This window comes from Demequina subtropica (genome assembly GCF_000971235.1).
GTDB classification, from domain to species: domain Bacteria; phylum Actinomycetota; class Actinomycetes; order Actinomycetales; family Demequinaceae; genus Demequina; species Demequina subtropica.
The window spans coordinates 98,658-116,617 of record NZ_BBMB01000013.1 but is presented as its reverse complement, the minus strand read 5'-3'; the positions used below and the strand labels follow the sequence as shown (position 1 = coordinate 116,617).

The 17,960-nt window shown below is 72.8% G+C and carries 16 protein-coding genes and 1 tRNA gene; 11 read left to right on the top strand and 6 right to left on the bottom strand.

From position 1 onward, the window contains the following. The first annotated feature begins 46 nt into the window (after window positions 1–46). Window positions 47–847 carry a TrmH family RNA methyltransferase gene (locus tag AOM06_RS12750; RefSeq protein ID WP_062307377.1) on the top strand — a complete coding sequence of 267 codons (801 nt, stop codon included), beginning with the start codon at window positions 47–49 and terminating at the stop codon, window positions 845–847. Between the two features lie 6 nt (window positions 848–853). On the opposite strand, the gene AOM06_RS12745 is transcribed toward AOM06_RS12750, so the two are convergent. Beyond that, window positions 854–2,686: an alpha-amylase family glycosyl hydrolase gene (locus AOM06_RS12745; RefSeq protein ID WP_156163702.1), complete on the bottom strand. Its 1,833-nt coding sequence runs from the start codon at window positions 2,684–2,686 to the stop codon at window positions 854–856. Window positions 2,687–2,850: 164 nt separating this feature from the next. Between AOM06_RS12745 and imuA' the strand changes: the two genes are divergently transcribed. From imuA' to AOM06_RS12730, 3 genes are read left to right on the top strand one after another with little or no spacing between them, the layout of a single operon-like run. Next, the gene (gene imuA', locus AOM06_RS12740) at window positions 2,851–3,537 is read left to right on the top strand and encodes a DnaE2-dependent mutagenesis accessory factor ImuA' (RefSeq protein ID WP_156163701.1); all 687 of its coding nucleotides are present in this window, start codon (window positions 2,851–2,853) and stop codon (window positions 3,535–3,537) included. Further along, on the top strand, window positions 3,534–5,234 hold the full coding sequence (locus AOM06_RS12735) for a DNA polymerase Y family protein (protein WP_228372955.1): 1,701 nt from the start codon (window positions 3,534–3,536) through the stop codon (window positions 5,232–5,234). The genes imuA' and AOM06_RS12735 overlap by 4 nt, the downstream gene beginning before the upstream one ends. Continuing rightward, window positions 5,227–8,619: an error-prone DNA polymerase gene (locus tag AOM06_RS12730; protein WP_062307104.1), complete on the top strand. Its 3,393-nt coding sequence runs from the start codon at window positions 5,227–5,229 to the stop codon at window positions 8,617–8,619. The genes AOM06_RS12735 and AOM06_RS12730 overlap by 8 nt, the downstream gene beginning before the upstream one ends. A 2-nt stretch (window positions 8,620–8,621) precedes the next feature. On the opposite strand, the gene AOM06_RS12725 is transcribed toward AOM06_RS12730, so the two are convergent. Continuing rightward, window positions 8,622–8,993: a hypothetical protein gene (locus AOM06_RS12725; protein WP_062307100.1), complete on the bottom strand. Its 372-nt coding sequence runs from the start codon at window positions 8,991–8,993 to the stop codon at window positions 8,622–8,624. Between the two features lie 233 nt (window positions 8,994–9,226). Here AOM06_RS12725 and AOM06_RS14975 point away from each other — a divergent pair, with 233 nt between their 5' ends. From AOM06_RS14975 to AOM06_RS12710, 4 genes are all read left to right on the top strand, one after another. Next, the gene (locus tag AOM06_RS14975) at window positions 9,227–9,370 is read left to right on the top strand and encodes a GPGG-motif small membrane protein (protein ID WP_169747767.1); all 144 of its coding nucleotides are present in this window, start codon (window positions 9,227–9,229) and stop codon (window positions 9,368–9,370) included. Window positions 9,371–9,497: 127 nt separating this feature from the next. After that, a tRNA-Leu gene (locus tag AOM06_RS12720) sits at window positions 9,498–9,585 on the top strand. Between the two features lie 133 nt (window positions 9,586–9,718). Beyond that, entirely contained in the window at window positions 9,719–11,119 is a 1,401-nt protein-coding gene (locus tag AOM06_RS12715) for a glycosyltransferase family 39 protein (protein ID WP_062307096.1), read from the top strand. A gap of 19 nt (window positions 11,120–11,138) precedes the next feature. Next, window positions 11,139–12,437: a M20/M25/M40 family metallo-hydrolase gene (locus tag AOM06_RS12710; protein WP_062307092.1), complete on the top strand. Its 1,299-nt coding sequence runs from the start codon at window positions 11,139–11,141 to the stop codon at window positions 12,435–12,437. A gap of 77 nt (window positions 12,438–12,514) precedes the next feature. Here AOM06_RS12710 and AOM06_RS12705 read toward each other — a convergent pair whose 3' ends face one another. Together AOM06_RS12705 and AOM06_RS12700 are read right to left on the bottom strand one after the other, a co-directional pair. After that, window positions 12,515–13,582, bottom strand: coding sequence for a hypothetical protein (locus AOM06_RS12705; RefSeq protein WP_062307089.1), 1,068 nt, complete (start codon window positions 13,580–13,582; stop codon window positions 12,515–12,517). Window positions 13,583–13,668: 86 nt separating this feature from the next. Then, the gene (locus AOM06_RS12700; protein WP_228372954.1) at window positions 13,669–13,926 is read right to left on the bottom strand and encodes a DUF5703 family protein; all 258 of its coding nucleotides are present in this window, start codon (window positions 13,924–13,926) and stop codon (window positions 13,669–13,671) included. Window positions 13,927–13,968: 42 nt separating this feature from the next. Here AOM06_RS12700 and AOM06_RS12695 point away from each other — a divergent pair, with 42 nt between their 5' ends. Next, a complete protein-coding gene (locus AOM06_RS12695; protein ID WP_062307084.1) occupies window positions 13,969–14,274 on the top strand; it encodes a hypothetical protein in 306 nt (101 codons plus the stop codon). A 64-nt stretch (window positions 14,275–14,338) separates the two neighbouring features. On the opposite strand, the gene AOM06_RS12690 is transcribed toward AOM06_RS12695, so the two are convergent. Beyond that, window positions 14,339–15,301 (bottom strand): aldo/keto reductase, encoded by a 963-nt coding sequence (locus AOM06_RS12690; protein WP_062307080.1) that lies wholly within the window; start codon window positions 15,299–15,301, stop codon window positions 14,339–14,341. Between the two features lie 65 nt (window positions 15,302–15,366). Here AOM06_RS12690 and AOM06_RS12685 point away from each other — a divergent pair, with 65 nt between their 5' ends. Then, on the top strand, window positions 15,367–16,230 hold the full coding sequence (locus AOM06_RS12685; RefSeq protein ID WP_062307075.1) for an undecaprenyl-diphosphate phosphatase: 864 nt from the start codon (window positions 15,367–15,369) through the stop codon (window positions 16,228–16,230). Between the two features lie 66 nt (window positions 16,231–16,296). Here the strand turns inward: AOM06_RS12685 and AOM06_RS12680 are convergent, their stop codons facing one another. Further along, window positions 16,297–17,163: a PAC2 family protein gene (locus AOM06_RS12680; protein WP_062307069.1), complete on the bottom strand. Its 867-nt coding sequence runs from the start codon at window positions 17,161–17,163 to the stop codon at window positions 16,297–16,299. A gap of 24 nt (window positions 17,164–17,187) precedes the next feature. Here AOM06_RS12680 and AOM06_RS12675 point away from each other — a divergent pair, with 24 nt between their 5' ends. Further along, window positions 17,188–17,877: an HAD family hydrolase gene (locus AOM06_RS12675; protein ID WP_062307062.1), complete on the top strand. Its 690-nt coding sequence runs from the start codon at window positions 17,188–17,190 to the stop codon at window positions 17,875–17,877. The last annotated feature ends 83 nt before the right edge of the window (window positions 17,878–17,960 follow it).

Here is a 17,960-nt window from a genome sequence, read left to right as displayed (position 1 = left end):
ACGCCGGCGGCACCCCGGCGGCGCGGGCGCTGGGATGATGGACGTCATGCCCGTGATCCACGTCGACGACCCCGCCGACCCCCGCCTGGCCGACTTCCGCGACCTCACCGATGTCGCGCTGCGGCGCGCGCTCGAGCCCGAGCGGGGCCTGTACATGGCCGAGGGTGCCAAGGTGATCGCGCGCGCGGTGGCCGCGGGGCATCGTCCCCGTGCGGTGCTGCTGAGCGAGCGCTGGCTCGACTCGGTCGCGACGGTGGTGCCTGCGGGCGTGCCGGTCTACGTGGCGCCCGCCGCACTGCTCGAGGACGTGACCGGATACCAGGTGCATCGCGGTGCGCTCGCGTCGATGGAGCGCCCCGCGCTGCCCGCGCTCGCGGACCTGGTGCGTGACGCGCGGCGCATCGTGGTCCTCGAGGGGATCGTCGATCACACCAACGTGGGGGCGATCTTCCGCTCGGCCGCGGGCATCGGCGCCGATGCGGTGGTGGTCGCGCCGACGTGCGCGGATCCGCTGTACCGACGGTCGGTGAAGGTGTCGATGGGAACGGTGTTCCAGGTGCCGTGGACGCGTGCGGAGTCCTGGCCCGGTGCGCTCGACGAGCTCCGCGGGCTGGGGTTCACCGTCGCGGGGCTCGCGCTCGCGGACGATGCGGTGGACCTCGACGACTTCGCGGCGCGCGCGGGCGACAAGGTCGCCCTGGTGATGGGAGCGGAGGGCGACGGGCTCACGCGTCAGGCGCTCGCTCACGTGGACGAGGCAGTCATCATCCCGATGCACGGGGGAGTGGACTCCCTCAACGTCGCCGCGGCCTCGGCGGTCGCGATGTGGGCGCTGCGCGCGCGCTGACGCGGCTCACACGCCTCCGAGGACCCAGACTCCCGCGGCGGCGCCGCGGGACGTCAGCACGACCCCGTCGCGGTGCGAGGCATCGAGCTCGCCGTGGACGCGCTCGAGCGTGCGGCCGCCGAGGTCGACCGTGAGGGTGGTCGCCGCACGCGCGACGGCGACCAGGAGAACCTCGTGCTCGCACTCGCGCAGGTAGACCAGCGCATCGTCCGTCGCCACCACCCAGCGGAGACCGCCGTGCCTCAGCGAGCAGCGTTCCCGACGCAGCTGCCCGAGCGCGCGGTACGTCGCATGGGTCTCGGCGTCCCAGCGCGCGCCGCCGTTCTCGATGTCGGTCCACGGCATGGGGGTCCGGGAGTGCTCGCCGTTGACGCCGCTCGCACCGCCCTCGTCACCCGCGAACACGAACGGCGCCCCCACATAGGTGAACAGCAGCGCGGCGGCGGCCCGGTGGCGGGCGGGTGACCCGGTGAGGGTGCGGATGCGCGCGGTGTCGTGCGTGGACAGCAGGTTCCAGGCGCGCGCCGCGACGCGCCACGGGATGCCGGCGAGGACGTCGCGCATCGTCGCCGCGGCCTCGGCGCCCGTGCGGGAGGGGACGGCGATGGGCGCCTCGAGGAAGCGGATGCCGGTGCCCGGCTCGGCGAGCCACTGCCACACGGGGCGCAGGAACCCCGCGTAGTTCATGCCGGCGTCCCATGCGCCGCGACGGAGGTCCTCGGTCGCGTCGTGGAAGTGCTCCGCGATCACGGCGGCGTCGGGGTTGTCGGCCGCCACCGCGCGGCGCACCCGCGCCGCGACCGCGGCGTTGACGTCCACGGGCCCGTGGCGGCCGGTCATGTTGGCGACGTCGATCCGCCAGCCGTCGAGCCCGTACGGCGGGGCGAGCCAGCGCCGCACCGCCGCGGACCCGTCCTCGACCATGCGGGCCGCGAGCGCGTCGTCGCGCCAGTCGAGCTTGGGCAGGTGGCGGTGGCCCGTCCATCCCACCCAGTCGTCGCGCGACTCGTTCCAGAGGTAGTAGCCGGCCTCCGGGGACGAGGCGTCGCGCGAGGCGGCGAACCAGTCGTGGCCGTCCCCGGTGTGGTTGGTGGTGAGGTCGCCCATGACGCGCAGGCCGCGGGCGTCCGCGGCGCGGGCGAGGGAGGCGAGCGCCTCGTCGCCGCCCAGCAGCGGGTCCACGTGGTCGAAGGTGGTCGCGTCGTAGCGGTGGTTCGAGCGCCCGGGGAAGAACGGCGTGAGGTAGAGGGTGGTGACCCCGAGGGCGACGAGGTGGTCGAGGCGGGCCTCGATGCCCGACAGCGTGCCGCCGTAGACCTCGGTGACGGCGGCGGGGCCGTCGGTCGCGGGCTCCTCGCCCCACGCCTTCGGGAGCGCCCAGCCGGGCAGGTCCCTGGGGCGGGCCCCGGACGGATCGGGGGCGAAGCGGTCCGGGAAGACCTGGTAGATCACCGCGTCGCGGAGCCATGCCGGGGCGGAGTCCTCCGTGTGGAGGCGGAAGTCGTGGTGATCGGTGACGTCGCGGTGGTGCAGGCCCGTGCCGTTGAGCCAGACGGTGTCGCCGTGGGCCTGGAGCAGGAAGCGGTACGGGGTGAGGGGGTTGTGGAGCACGAGCCGCGCGGTGAACCACCGTTCGCCGCCGCGCTCGTCCGTCGGCTCCGCCTCGACGAAGGCGGGCTCGCCGTCGAGGACCGTGCGCAGCCAGACGCGCTCGACGTTCGCCGATGCGGCGGTGCGCACCCGTAGCGCGACCTTGTCCCCGAGCGCGACAGGACCGTCGGGGGCGTAGAGGGCCGAGCCGTCGTGGTGAGCCCATGCAAGCGCTTGCATCGATGCCATGGTCGTCCATCGTAGGGCCTCTTCGACAGGGGGCGCGCCCGTTCCTCCTGGCACCCGGGCCGCCTTGCCCGCTGTCGGAGGGTGGGGCCATAATCGAGGGATCGTTCGAACATGTGTTCGAACGGATGATCGATGGCGCGGGACGATGCGGGAGGTGCGCGGCGATGGAGACGGCCGAGGCGAGGCTCGCCCGGGCGCGTGAGGCGCTCGCGGGGGTGCAGCGGCGGGTGGGGACCACCCGCGACCGCTGGGAGGCCCCCACGCTCCCTCTCGCGCCGGTGCTCGACCAGGTGCTGCCCCAGGGGCTGCGACGCGGCCAGGTGGTCTCGGTGGTCGGCTCCACGTCACTGATGCTCGCGCTCGCCTCCGCAGCCTCGGAGGCAGGTTCGTGGACCGCCGCGGTGGGCATGCCGGCGCTCGGCGTGGTCGCGGCGGCGAGGCGCGGGCTCGATCTCGCGCGTGTCGCGCTCATGCCGCACCCGGGTGCGCAGGCCGCGGCCGTGGCGGGCGCGTGCGTCGACGGCATGGACGTGGTCCTGATGGGGCCGCGCCTCGCGCTGTCCGAGGCGGACCGGCGCCGGCTGGCCTCGCGGGCGAGGGAGCGGGGCTCCGTCATCGTCGCGGAGGGTCCGTGGACGGGCGCGCACGTGAGCCTCACCGCGGTGGGGTCCCGCTGGCACGGGCTCGGCGCGGGCGACGGGAGGCTGCGCGGGCACGAGCTCGTGGTGCGGGTCGAGGAGCGGCGCGGAGGCCTCGCCCGGATGGTCACCCTGCCGATCGAGGCGGACGCGCCGCTGCGGAGGGGCACGCCGGTGCTCGCTCCCGTGCGCTCCCTCGGGGGTGCGGCATGAGCGTGGTGACCGTGGTGCGGCGCGCCGTGCTGTGGGTGCCGGACTGGCCCGCGGTCGCCGCGATGACGGAGGCGGGGCTGGGTGCCGACGCCCCGGCCGCGGTGCTGCACGGGCGCGGGCTCGTGGCGGTCTCTGCCGCGGCGCGCGCCGCCGGGGTGAGGCGGGGCAGCACGCGCAGGCTCGCGCAGCGGGTCTGCCCCGAGATCGCGATCCTGCCGTACGACGAGGGCCGCGACTCGCGCCTGTTCGAGGCCGTCGCGGCGGCCGCCGAGCAGGCCGTCTCGGGGGTCGAGATCTCCCGCCCCGGCCTCATGATCGTCCCCGCGGACGGAGCCTCCCGCTTCCACGGCTCGGAGGAGGCGCTCGCGGAGGCGCTCGTGAGCGCGGTCGCCGAGCACGCGGGGGTCGAATGCGCGGTCGGCGCCGCGGACGGACTGCTCGCGGCCGTGCTCGCGGCCCGGTCCTCGGAGCTGGTGCCCTCGGGTGCCTCGCGCGACTACCTCGCGCCGGCGCCCGTCGGCTCGCTCGCGCTCGCGGCCATGGAGCGCGTGCAGCGCGAGGAGGTCGAGCGGCTCACCAGCGTCCTCACCCGGCTCGGCATCGCCACGCTGGGCGACCTCGCGGCACTGCCGTTCGGGGACGTGCTCGCGCGCTTCGGGCCTGTGGGGGTGTGGGCGCATCGGCTCGCTTCGGGGGAGGACCTCGCGCCGCCTGTGCTGCGTCGCAGCGAGGAGGACATCGCCGTCGAGCACGTGTTCGAGGACCCCGCCGAGCGGATCGAGCAGCTGGTCCACGTGGCGAAGGAGGCCGCGACCGCGCTCGACCGTGCCCTGCTCGATGCGGGGGTGCGCTGCGGGCGCGTGCGCATCACGGCGCGCACCGAGAAGGGGCAGGAGCTCGAGCGGGTCTGGCGTACCGACGTGGGCACCCGTGCCGGCGCGTTCGCGCGGCACATGACCGATCGCGTGCGGTGGCAGCTCGAGGGCTGGCTGTCGGGCACGGCCGGGGTCGCGGACGGCGGCAAGGGTCCTGAGCCGTCGCCGCTCGTGTCGCTCGGGCTGGTGGCCGAGGACGTGGTCCCGCTCGGGGCCGAGCAGTCCTATCTGTGGGGCGGGGTGTCGGGCGCGGACTCGCGCGCGCATCGTGCCCTCGAACGCGTCCAGGGGCTCCTCGGCCTCGAGGGCGTGCTCGCGGTCGCCGAGCAAGGCGGGCGCTCTCCCCGTGACAGGGCGCTCATGGCGCCCTGGGGCCAGGAGGCGCCACCCGCTCGCGCGATCGCGCATCCGTGGCCGGGACGCATCCCCGACCCGCCGCCCGCGACGGTGCCCCCGGTGGCGCGGCCCGCGCTCGTGCTGGACGCGGGCGGCAGCCCGGTCACCATCAGCAGGCGCCTCGCGATCAGCGCACCGCCCACGTGGGTACGGCTCGAGGCGGACGCCTCCGACGAGCGCGCCCGCGCCGCGAACCGCCATCCCTCCGAGGGGCATGTGGGACGCCTCGTCGGGCCGGTGTGGGATCGCCCCCGGCCGGTCGAGTCCTGGGCAGGTCCGTGGCCCGTCTCGGAGCGGTGGTGGTCCGAGGACGCCTCGCGGCGCGCCTACGTCCAGGTCGCGCTGCGCGACGGCGAGGACGCCGTGACCGCGGTGCTGCTCGCCTACGGAGGCGGGGAATGGGCGTTGGAGGCCGTCTATGACTGACCTTCCCGAGTACGCCGAGCTCCACGCGCACTCCGCCTTCAGCTTCCTCGACGGCGCGAGCCAGCCGGAGGAGATGGCGGCGGAGGCGGGACGGCTGGGGCTGACCGCGCTCGCGATCACCGATCATGACGGCCTCTACGGCGCCGTGCGCTTCGCGGGGGCCGCGAAGGGGATCGGGCTGCCCACGGTGTTCGGCGCGGAGCTCAGCCTCGCCGTCGACGGCCCGGGTGGGCGGCCCGTGCTCGACCCGCCCACGGGCGTGCCCGATCCACGCGCGTCGCACCTCGTGGTGCTCGCGCGGGGCGCGCGGGGCTACTCGCGGCTCAGCCACGCGATCGGCATGGCGCACCTCGCGACGGGGGAGAAGGGCCTCGCGCGCTACACGCTCGAGACGCTCGCCGATGCGGGCGGCGGGGACCTGCTGGTCCTCACCGGTTGTCGCAAGGGCGCCGTGCGCTCCGCGCTGACCGGACCCGGCGGCGCGGCGATGCCCGGGGGAGTCTCGCGCGACGGCTATGCGGCCGCGGGCGCGGAGCTCGACAGGCTGGTCGCGCTGTTCGGGCGCGAGGGCGTGGCGGTGGAGATCACCGACACGGGCTCCCCGTACGACTCCGAGGTGAACGCCGCCCTGGCGGATCTCGCCTTCGACGCCTCGCTACCGCTCGTGGCGACCACCAACGCGCACTATGCGACACCCCGGGACGCGGACCTCGCCGGCGCCCTCGCGGCCGTGCGTGCGCGGTCCTCGCTCGACGACATGGACGGGTGGCTGCCGGGGTCCCCCGGCCAGCACCTGCGCAGCGCGGGCGAGATGGCGTTCCGGCATCGTCGCCACCCGCAGGCGGTGACCACCGCGGCGCGGCTGGCCGCGGAGTGCGCCTTCGACCTCGACCTGGTCGCCCCGAACCTGCCGCCGTACCCCGTGCCGCCCGGGCACACCGAGGCGACCTGGCTGCGCGAGCTCACCTATCGCGGCGCGCGCGAGCGCTACGGCCCGCCCGATGCGGAGCGGGTGCCGGGGGCGTGGAAGCAGATCGAGCACGAGCTCGCGGTGATCGAGGCGCTCGACTTCCCCGGCTACTTCCTCATCGTCCAGGACATCGTCGCGTTCTGCCGGCGTGCGGACATCCTGTGCCAGGGCCGCGGCTCGGCGGCCAACTCCGCCGTGTGCTTCGCGCTCGGCGTCACGGCCGTGGACGCGGTCACGCACGGGCTGCTGTTCGAGCGCTTCCTCGCGCCCGAGCGCGACGGGCCGCCGGACATCGACGTCGACATCGAGTCCGACCGTCGCGAGGAGGTGATCCAGTACGTCTTCGCGCGTCACGGGCGCATCAATGCCGCGATGGTGGCCAACGTCATCCAGTACCGGCCGCGCTCCGCGGTGCGGGACGCCGCGCGGGCGCTCGGCTTCGACGTAGGCCAGCAGGACGCGTGGTCCAAGTCGATCGACCGCTGGAGCGCGCTGCGGGTCCCGCCGGAGAAGCAGGAGGAGTGGGCCGCCAAGCAGCGCGACGCGATGTGGCCCGAGCCGCCGCCCACGCAGGAGCTCGACCACATCCCCGAGAACGTGCTCGACCTCGCCGACCGATTGATGCGGCTCCCGCGCCACCTGGGCATCCACCCCGGCGGCATGGTGCTGTGCGACCGGCCCGTCATCGACGTCTGCCCGGTCGAGTGGGCACGCATGCCCGGCCGCACCGTGCTCCAGTGGGACAAGGACGACTGCGCCGATGCGGGCCTGGTGAAGTTCGACCTGCTGGGCCTCGGGATGCTCTCGGCGCTCAAGTACGCGTTCCGGTACATGCAGGAGGTCCGCGGCGAGGACCTCGGCCTGCACTCGCTGCCGCAGGAGGACCCCGCGGTCTACGACCTGCTGTGCGCCGCGGACACGGTCGGGGTGTTCCAGGTCGAGTCGCGCGCCCAGATGGCGACCCTGCCCAGGCTCCGGCCGCGGCGGTTCTACGACATCGTGATCGAGGTCGCTCTCATCCGTCCGGGCCCCATCCAGGGCGGCTCGGTGCACCCGTACATCAACCGGGCGCGAGGTCGCGAGCCCGTCACGTTCCTGCACCCGCTGCTCGAGAAGTCGCTGGGCAAGACCCTCGGGGTGCCGCTGTTCCAGGAGCAGCTCATGCAGATGGCCATGGACGCAGCCGGCTTCGACGGCGCCCTCGCGGACCAGCTGCGGCGCGCGATGGGCTCCAAGCGCAGCCCCGAGCGCATGGAGGCGCTGCGCGCGCGCTTCATGGTCGGCGCGAACGAGCGCGGCATCACCGCGGACGTCGCGCACCAGATCTTCGACAAGCTCAAGGCGTTCTCGGACTTCGGCTTCCCGGAGTCGCACTCGTTCTCCTTCGCCTACCTGGTCTACGCGTCGAGCTGGCTCAAGGTGCACCGTCCCGCGGCCTTCTACGCCGGCCTGCTCGCGGCGCAGCCCATGGGGTTCTACTCGCCGCAGTCGCTCGCCGCGGACGCGCGCCGCCACGGTCAGGCGATCCTGCGCCCGTGCGTGGTGCGCTCCGAGGTGCTCGCGCGGGTCGAGGAGCTCGAGGTGCCGTTCGCGGTGCCGGGGGAGCAGCGCGAGGACATGGCGAGCCTGGTCCGCGTGGACCGCATGCTCGGGGTGCGCATGGGGCTCGCTGCGGTGCGGGGGCTCGGGGACGATGCCGCGGCCGCCATCGTGAGGGCGCGTGAGGAGCGGCGGTTCACGGACCTGCACGACATGGCGCGGCGGGTGCGCATCAGGCCCAAGGGCGTCTCCGGGAAGGCTGGCACGTCTCATCAGGGGGTGTTCGGCTCCGACCGAGGGCTTTCGACAGCGCAGTGGGAGGCGCTCGCGACGGCTGGCGCGCTCGAGGCGCTCGGCGTCACGCGTCGCGAGGGGCTGTGGGCCTCTGGTGTGCTGTCGCGCGAGGGGCCGGACACGCTGCCCGGCACGGTGCCGGGTGCGCAGGCCCCCATGCTGCCGGGCATGAGCGTGGTCGAGGAGGCCGTGGCCGACGTGTGGGCCTCGGGGGTGTCGGTCGACGGCTACCCGACGATGTTCGTGCGCGAAGGGCTGGACCGCGCCGGCGTGCTGCGGGTCGCGGACGTGCTCACGCATGAGGCGGAGCGGCGCGTCACCGTCGCCGGGGTGGTCACGCATCGTCAACGCCCGGGCACCGCCCGCGGCGTCACGTTCATCTCTCTCGAGGACGAGACGGGCTTCCTCAACGTCATCTGCTCGGTCGGGGTGTGGAAGAGGTTCCAGGCGGTCGCGCGGCGCTCGCCCGCGCTCATCATCCGCGGCCGGATCGAGCGCGCGGACAACGCGACCAACCTGGTCGCGGAGCACCTGGCCCCGATGTCCCTCAAGGTGCCGTCGCGGAGCCGGGACTTCCAGTGAGGTCAGGCGGACGCCGGCCTCGGCGTGAGCAGGTGCCGCACCGTCGCGAGCGCCCACTTCACCACCACGACCGCCGCGAGCGCGATCACCGCCTCGGTGGTCCCCGAGACGAGCGCCCACACGAGCGCCGCCACCGCGACGATGCTGAGCAGCGACCCCACGCGGTGGTACCACCGCTTCCGGGCCGGATCCGACTCCCACGCGTCGGCGGAGCCGGTGGTGCAGGCTCCCAGGCCGAAGACGAACACGAGGCCGGCCGTCATGCGCGCCGAGTCCGTGAAGGGGAGGTCCGCGCCCGTGACGTGCGCCCACGTGAGCGCGGCCGCCCCCGCCACGAACACCGTGGCGACCACATCCTTCGCCGACGCGATCACGACGCACCCCCTGCATCCGCGCGGACCCTGCGACCCACCTTTCACGCTACGCCGAGGCGCCCGCGCGCGCGGGTCGAAGGTCCCCAGGCGTCGACGCGCGCGCCAGGCGTTTCTGAGCGACGATGAGCGAGGACGGGAATACCTGGGGCGTCGCAAGCGGTTGACCACCACGCAGTGCCCGGGACTCGCATGACCGCAACAGAAGAAGGACAGAGAAGGAAGGTAGAACCACCATGGAGCTCATCCTGTGGATCCTCGCCGTGATCCTCGTCGTCGCCGGCATCATCCGGCTGTTCCAGAAGCAGATCCTCTGGGGCATCGTGCTCATCGTCGTCGGGCTGCTCGTGGGGCCGGGAGGCGTCAGCATCTTCACATGACCGGGCGGCGTCCCTGGTAGACGGCCTATTTCTGGCACTTGGACGCCAAAGGTGAAAATGGTGGCCCCGAGACCGTGCTACAGTTCTTCTCGCGCTGAGGCGCTCGGAAGAGCACCTCGGACCACCTGTCCGGGTGGCGGAATTGGCAGACGCGCTAGCTTGAGGTGCTAGTGCCCGTATAGGGCGTGGGGGTTCAAGTCCCCCCTCGGACACCACACGAAGGCCCCGACCGCAAGGTCGGGGCCTTCGGCGTTCCCGGGGGCCGCGGCGCGCATCGTCCCTGCGCTCGCCGCTACGATTCGGTGAACGCGCCGGACCTCGGCGCCGCACCCGACGCGAGGAGCGCCGTTGACCGTCACGCACGCGAAGAGGGGCCGTCTGCCCTCCGAGTGGCTCGGGATGGCGGAGGAGTGGGCGGCGTCGTTCCGCGACTCGCGCCGTTCGCGGCTCGCGGTCCTCGCGCTGTACCTCGCGGTCGCCGCCGCGATCGTCGTGCCGGTGGTGCTCGGCCCGGGGACCGCGATGTCCCGCATCGACGAGCCCACGCACGCGGACTACGCGTGGCGAGCCGCCCACGTCGAGGTCCCGTACGCGGGCTCGATCATCGCCCCCGAGATCCGCGACACCTGGGCGTGCGTGGGGCAGGAGCGCTACGAGCTCCCCGAGTGCGGCGCCCATGCGGAGGCGTGGGAGTTCCCCTACGAGGGCCAGCAGTACAACTTCTCGCATCCGCCGCTGTACTACCTCGCGGTCGGCCTGCCGGCTCGAGCCGTCGACGCGCTCATCCCGACGGCCGACTTCCTGACCGCTGCGCGCCTGCTCGGCGTCCTGTGGCTCGGCTTCGGGATGCACGTGATGTTCATCGCGTTGAGGCGCTGGCGCATCGACCCGGCCGCGGCGATCATCGCGCCCCTGCTGCTGCCGGCGTTCCCGCGGGTCCTGCATGCCGTCACGACCGTGAACCCCGACGCCGCGACCGTGGTGATCGGCGCCTCGGCCGTGTGGCTAGCGGCGCGCATCTTCGTCGACGACGATGCGGACTGGAGGCTCGCGGCGGCGCTCGCCGGCATCGCGGGCATGACCAAGACCATCGCGGCGATCCCGTTCATCGCGCTCGGCGCGCTGCTCGCGTTCCGCATGGTGCGCGACTGGACGCAGCATCGGCCTCGGGGCCGCGACGCCGCGATCGTGGGCGCGATGGCCGCCGCGATCCTGGTGCCGTACGCGCTGTGGCAGGTCTGGCAGGGCGGGCGCGGCGACCCGAACTGGCAGAACCCGCTCGTGGGGCTCAACACGCGCGACGTGCTGGGCCTGCCGGGCTCGGAATGGCTCGAGACGCTGTTCAGCGGCCTCAACCTGTCCTCGGACTACTACCTCCAGGAGCCGCTCAACGTCGCGCTCATGGTGGCGTGGACGCGGCTGCTCAACGTGCTGGTCATCGGCGCGATCTTCGCGGTGATCGTCGCGTGCGCCAAGGAGCCCGCGCGCCGCTCGCTGGGCTGGATGGTGCTCGCCGGCACGGCCCTGTACCCGACCATCGTCCAGATGCAGGCCTACCTCAACACCGCCGTGCCCCAGTACTTCCCGAACGTCACCGGGCGGTACGGCCTCGCGCTCATCCCGGGCACCGTCGCATGCATCGTGATCGCCGCGTGGAAGGCGGGGTACCGGCGCCTGGTCTACGTGCTCTCGCTCGCGGGGCTGGTGGTGCTGGGAATCGTCATCTCCAACGGCTTCATGGTGATGTGAGACCGCTAGCCTGGTCGCCATGACCGAGTCCGACGTCGTCCGCCTCGCGCGTGACCTCATGCGCATCGATACCTCGAACTACGGCGACGCGGAGGGTCCCGGCGAACGCGTCGCAGCCGAGTACGTCGCGTCGTTCCTGAGCGACCTGGGGCTCGAGCCCGTGATCCGCGAGGCGGCGCCCGGGCGCGCCTCGCTCACGGCGCTGTGGGAGGGCTCCGACCGCACGCGTCCGCCGCTCGTGCTGCACGGCCACCTCGATGTGGTCCCGGCGTTCCCGGAGGACTGGACGGTCGACCCGTTCGGCGCCGAGGTCAAGGACGGCATGATCTGGGGCCGCGGCGCCGTCGACATGAAGGGCGTCGACGCAATGTACCTCGCGGCGATCGGGAGGATGATCTCCGCCGGGGTCAAGCCGGCACGCGACATCGTCATCGCGTTCTTCGCCGACGAGGAGCACGGCGGCCACCGCGGCGCCAAGTGGATGGTCGAGAACCACCCCGACGACTTCCGAGGCGCCACCGAGGCCGTGTCCGAGGTGGGCGGCTTCTCGATCCAGGTCGCCGGCAAGCGCGTCTACCTGTTCCAGACGGGGGAGAAGGGCATGCAGTGGCTGCGGCTCGCGGCCTCCGGCGTGCAAGGGCACGGGTCGCTGGTGCACCACGACAACGCCGTCGCCCACCTGGGTGGCGCGATGGCGCGCATCGGCGCCTACGAGTGGCCGATGGAGATCTCGCCCACGTCCGAGCACCTGCTGCGCGGTACCGCGGACCTGCTGGGCATCGAGTACGCGGCGGACCCCGCGACCGTCGACAGGCTTGTCGCGGGTCTCGGCGCCGTGGGCCGCATGGTCGAGGCGTCGCTGCGCAACACCTCGAACCCGACCATGATGGACGCCGGCTACAAGGTGAACGTCATCCCCGACACCGCGGGCGGCTACGTCGACTCGCGCTTCCTCCACGGCCAGCAGGAGCAGGTGCTGCGCAAGATCGAGGAGCTCGCGGGCACGCACGTCAAGGTCGAGCAGTACATCACCGAGGCCTCGATCGAGCTGCCGTTCGACGTCCCGCTGGTCCACAAGGCCATCGAGGCGGTGACGTTCGACGACCCGGACGCGATCGTGCTGCCGTACACGATGATGGGCGGCACCGACAACAAGCACCTCGCGACCCTCGGCATCGCGGGCTACGGCTTCGCGCCGCTGCGCCTGCCTCCCGAGCTCGACTTCCCGGGGCTCTTCCACGGCATCGACGAGCGTGTGCCGATCGACTCGCTGGAGTTCGGCACCGAGGTGATGGTGCGGTTCCTGAGCGACTGCTGACGTCCTGGTCGTTCGCGAGGACGATGCGCGGGTCGCCGCGTGCCTCGCGGGCGGCTGGGCGGTGGTCGTCTTCGCCTTCAGGCCTCGTCGGGGAGCGCCTCCCCGCCATCGTGGCGATAGACGGTGGGCACAAGCCAGGCGGGGTGGCCGCGGAGGACAGCGACGATGCCCGCGGCGAGCGACGCGGCGCACATGACCCCCAAGGCGATCTGGGTGGCGCCGGATGCGGCCGCATAGCTCGGGTACGCCTCATCGAAGGACTCCACCAGGAGGCCAGCGCCGAGGAGTGCACCTGCGGCGGCGAAGGCGTAGTAGCCGCGTGCGACATGCAGCGCGAGCTCGCCGTCGGGCGTGCGGACATCCAGATGCCGGTCGAGCGGGCCCACGACGGCCTCCTCGAGCCGCCGCCACCCCGGGATCACCGCTCGCAGCACGCGCCAGAGGATGTCGGCGAGGTACGGCGGGCGGTACGGGTGATCCACCGCGAACCGCCAGAAGGCCGCCGGCGAGTCCCACCACCGCGGCAGCATCGCGGCCCACAGGGGACAGAGCAGCAAGGCGGTCCCAAGCCCTCGTCCCACGAGCGTCGAGAAGTCCGCGTCCGAGAGCCCGGCATCGGTGCCGTAGAGCACTGCGGCAACGGCCGTCGCCGCGACCGCCAGGTCCGTCCAGCCGATGCCGCGCATGCGTACGCGCGGGACCGGTGCGGGCGACGCGGTCGGCGCGGTGTCGGCGCGACTCCGGTCGAGCGCCTCAGCCAGATCTCTCACCGTGGGGCACGCGGCGCTGCATGGGCCCTCGTGCTCGAGCGCGACCATCACCTTGAGCGACGCGCCCGTGGTCGTCTCGACCACCACCTGGTGGCCGTTCTCGCTGAGCCGCAGCGAAGAGACGGCCTTGGCAGGCGCGTCGAGGGTGAGGAAGCCGGAGCGTGCGCGCACCCTGCCGCCCTGCACGACCACCGAGCTGGTCGCACCCCGCAGAAACGCCGCGGCGAACCCGCCGCCGATGACGGCAAGGCCGATGGCCGCTCCACGCTGCTCCGCGGCGGCGAAGACGGCGAACACCAGGAAAACCGCGCCCATCCCGGTGAGGACGAGGAAGAAGGTCCGCATCGAGCGGGTCGGTCCCAGGCGCGTCGGCATGGAGCGCAACCTACCGTGGCGCGCCACCGCCGCACGTCCATCGTCCCGCGACCCGCCGGACGTGCGAGCGAGCCGAGAGGAGGACGTCAGGCCGCGTCGTCGGTGCGGCGCACGTTCATCACGCGCTTGCGCAGCCACACTCGCCGTGCGCCCCCGACGAACCGCTGCGAGCGGATGAGCTCCCACCGCCCGTACTCGGCCTGCTCGGTGAGGAGGGCTCGCGCCTCGGAGCGGGTGATCTCGCTCGGGATGTCCACCACGCGCCAGTGGTAACGGCTGTCCTGCGACGGCATGCCACGCGTCGGAGTGACGACGTGGGTGGTGCGCTGCTTGTCGTGGTTCATCTCGCCTCCCATTCTCCCTGTTCCGCAGGTAACGTCATAGCCATGGACTCGAACGCGCATGAGGCGCTGAGGCTGCTGGTCGCGGCATACGAGGAGCACCTCGCCGCGATCCTTGCGCGACGCGGCGACGAGGACGCCTCGGTCGACGATGCATACGACGCCCTCGCGGACGCGTTCGACCGGTACGAGGCGGTCCTCGACGTCGAGTACGGCGAGACCCTCCCGATGCTGCTCGACGACGTCGAGCTCGAGGAGCCCGACGAGGACGAGGACGACTCGCTCGACGCCCACGCGGGCGAGGACGAGGACGCGCTCGACGACGACCTCGACGACTTCCAGCTACGCTGAGACGCCTCATCGCCGCGGTTCCGCGCGCACGTGCCCATCCCGCTGAGGCCCGCGCGCGCCGTGCTCATCGGCGCTCCGGGTATCCCAGGTCGATCGCGGAGATCTCGTCGAGCGCGTCGACGATCGCGGGTGGCAGCTTGAGCGACGCCGCCGCGAGCGAGGGCTCGAGCTGCTCCGTGGTCCGCGCTCCCACCACGGCGGACGCGATGAAGGGCTTGGCCAGCACCCAGGCCAGCGCCACCTCCTGCGGGGTGACCCCGAGGCCCTCCGAGGCGATGGCGAGCGCCTGGACGATCGCGCCCGCGCGCTCGTCCAGGTAGGGCTCGACGAACCCGGACAGGTGCTCCGAGGCGGCACGCGAGTCCGCCGGGATCGCGTGGCGGTACTTGCCCGTCAGCACCCCGCGGCCCAGCGGCGACCACGCCATCACGCCGAGGCCCAGGGCCGACGCGGCCGGCGCCACCTCGCGCTCGATCCCGCGCTGGAGCAGCGAGTACTCGACCTGGGTCGCGGCGAGCGAGGGCCGGGTGCCCGCAAGCGTCGCGATGCTCGCGGTGGCCCAGCCGGGGTAGTTCGACACCCCGACGTAGCGCGCCCGGCCGCTGTTGACGGCGATCTCGAGCGCATGCAGCGTCTCGTCGAGAGGCGTCGCGCCGTCGAACTGATGCACCAGCCACAGGTCCACGTGGTCCGTGCCCAGGCGGCGCAACGACGCGTCGAGCGTGTCGAGCATCGTGTCGCGCGAGGCGTCGATCATGCCGCCCGTCGCGGTGCGACGGATGCCGGCCTTGGTGCAGATCTGCACGTCGGAGCGGGACACCGAGCCGCCGAGCAGAGCGCCGATGAGCTCCTCCGAGCCGCCGTCGGCGTACGACGCCGCGGTGTCGAGAAGCGTGCCGCCTGCCTCGAGGAACGAGTCGAGCTGGCCGCCGGCCTGCTCCGCGTCCGTGTCGCGGCTCCACGTCATGGTGCCGAGCGCGACGCGAGACACCTCGAGACCCGTGGTGCCGAACCGTGCGCGCTGCATGGGGAGACGCTATCGAAGGCGGGCGCTCGGTCGGCGCGCGACGCGCGGGCGCTAGTGTTGCCGCCATGGGTTGGTGGGAAGCGGTCATCCTCGGACTGGTGCAGGGGCTCACGGAGTTCCTGCCCATCTCCTCCAGCGCTCACATCCGCGTGATCGGCGCCCTGCTGCCGCACGGGGAGGACCCGGGGGCGGCCTTCACCGCGATCATCCAGATCGGCACCGAGGCCGCCGTGCTCGTCTACTTCTGGAAGGACATCACGCGCATCATCGCCGCGTGGTTCCGCGCGCTGCTGGACAAGAGCGCGGAGGGCTGGAGGCAGCGCACCCTCTTCGCGCCCGATCACGATGCGCGCATGGGCTGGTACGTCATCATCGGCTCGTTCCCGATCGTGATCCTCGGCGTGCTGTTCAAGGACGTCATCGAGACGAGCCTGCGCAACCTCTACATCACCGCGTTCGTGCTCGCGGCCTTCGCGGCCGTGCTGTGGTTCGCGGACCGCATCGGCTCGAAGCGGCGCGACCTCGAGTCGCTCACCATCAAGGACGGCATCCTGCTCGGGTTCGCGCAGGCGATGGCGCTGATCCCGGGCGTGTCCCGCTCTGGCGGCACGATCTCGATGGGCCTGCTGCTCGGCTTGACCCGCGAGGCCGCGGCGCGCGTGTCGTTCCTGCTCGCGATCCCCGCGGTGCTCGGCTCGGGCTTCTTCGAGCTGCTCACGGAGTGGGACACGCTGAGCGAGCCCGGCGCCGCGGGGCTGGTCAACACGGCGATCGCGACCGTCGTGGCGTTCGGTGTGGGCTACGCGGTGATCGTGTGGTTCCTGCGGCTCATCTCGCACCACAGCTACACGCCGTTCGTGCTCTACCGCTTCGCGTTCTCTGGCGTGATCGTGGGCCTGCTCGCGGCCGGGGCCATCAGCGCGACCTGACCCGCGCATCGTCCTCCCGGCCGCAGGGTCGGGACGCTCAGCCCCTTGGGACGATGCGGCGGAAGGTCAGGCCTTCCCGTTGCCCAGGTCCCGGCGGCGCAGGAACTTCTCGAACTCCGCGGCGATCGCGTCGCCGGAGGCCTCCGGCAGGCTCGTCTCGTCCATGACGGACTCGAGCTGCTCGACGTGCGCGGCGATCTCCTCGTCGTCCTCGGTGAGCTCGTCGGCGCCGTGCTGCCACGCCTCGAGCTCCTCGGGGAGGTCGTCGAGGTCGATCGGCTCGCCCAGGAAGCGCTCGAGCTGGGACAGGATCGCGATGGTGGCCTTGGGGCTCGGCGGGTGCGCGATGTAATGCGGCACGCCCACCCAGACGGAGACGACCGTGATGCCGCGCAGCGCGGCCTCGTGGCCGAGCACGCCGAGGACGCCGATGGGGCCCTCGTAGTCGGAGCGCTCGAGGTCGAAGGCCTTGCCCGCGCGGTCGTCCTCCGTGGTGACGAAGGTCGGCAGCGGCCGCGTGTGGGGCGCGTCGACCAGCAACGCTCCGCACGTGATGAGCGTGTGGACGTCGAGGTCCTCGGCGTAGTCGAGGATCTCGCGGCAGAAGCTGCGCCAGCGCATCGACGGCTCGATGCCGCGGACCAGGGCGATCTCGCGGTCCCCGACCCACGGGCCCGTGGCCGTCGAGAGCACCGTGCCGGGCCACGAGATGACGCGCTCGCCGCCGTTCACCGACTGGATCGTCGGGCGGCTCACCTGGAAGTCGTGGTACTCCTCGGGGTCGAGCGCCGCGTACTCGCGCGCCTTCCACATCCGTGACAGGTGGTCGAGCGCGGCCGAGGCCGCGGAGCCTGCGTCGTTCCAGCCCTCGAAGGCGGCGATCATGACGGACTGGTCGGCGGCCAGGGCGGCGGGGTCGCTCTCGTGGGTCATTCGGCCAGCCTAGACTCGGCCCATATGAATGAGAAGGCGACTCACCCGGCCGCTGTCCTCTGGGACATGGACGGCACGCTCATCGACTCGGAGCCGTACTGGATCGCGGCCGAGACGGAGCTGTGCCGCAGCTTCGGCGTGGGCTGGTCGCACGAGGACGGCCTCCAGCTGGTGGGCAACCCGCTGCTCGTCTCCGCCCAGGTGCTGATCGAGCGCGGGGTCGATCTCGAGCCCGAGGAGGTCATCACCTACCTGCTCGGACGCGTCACCGCGCAGGTGCGCGAGCGCACGCCCTGGATGGACGATGCGCGAGGCCTGCTCGACGACGTCGTGTCGGCGGGCATCCCCTGCGCGCTCGTGACCATGTCGTACTCGATGCTCGCCGACGCCTTCGTGTCGCGCGTGCCGGACGCGTTCGCGGTGGTGGTGACGGGCGACCAGGTCACGCACGGCAAGCCCCATCCGGAGCCGTACCTCACGGCCGCGGAGCGGCTGGGCGTCGACATCACGCGATGCGCCGCGATCGAGGACTCGCCCGCGGGCATCGGCTCCGCCCACGCCTCCGGCGCCGCGACCATCGGCGTGCGTCGGCTCATCCCGGTGGAGAAGCGCCCCGGGCTGTCGCGCATGGCGTCGCTCGCGGGATTGGACGTGGACCTGCTGGGCCGGCTCGTCGACGGCCATGTGATCGACGAGTTCGGCGACACCGCGTAGGGCGCCCCTAGCCCGCCGGGACCAAGGTCCCGGTTTTCCCTCATCGCCGTCGCGCGCGTGCCGATGGGCCCCGCAACCATCAC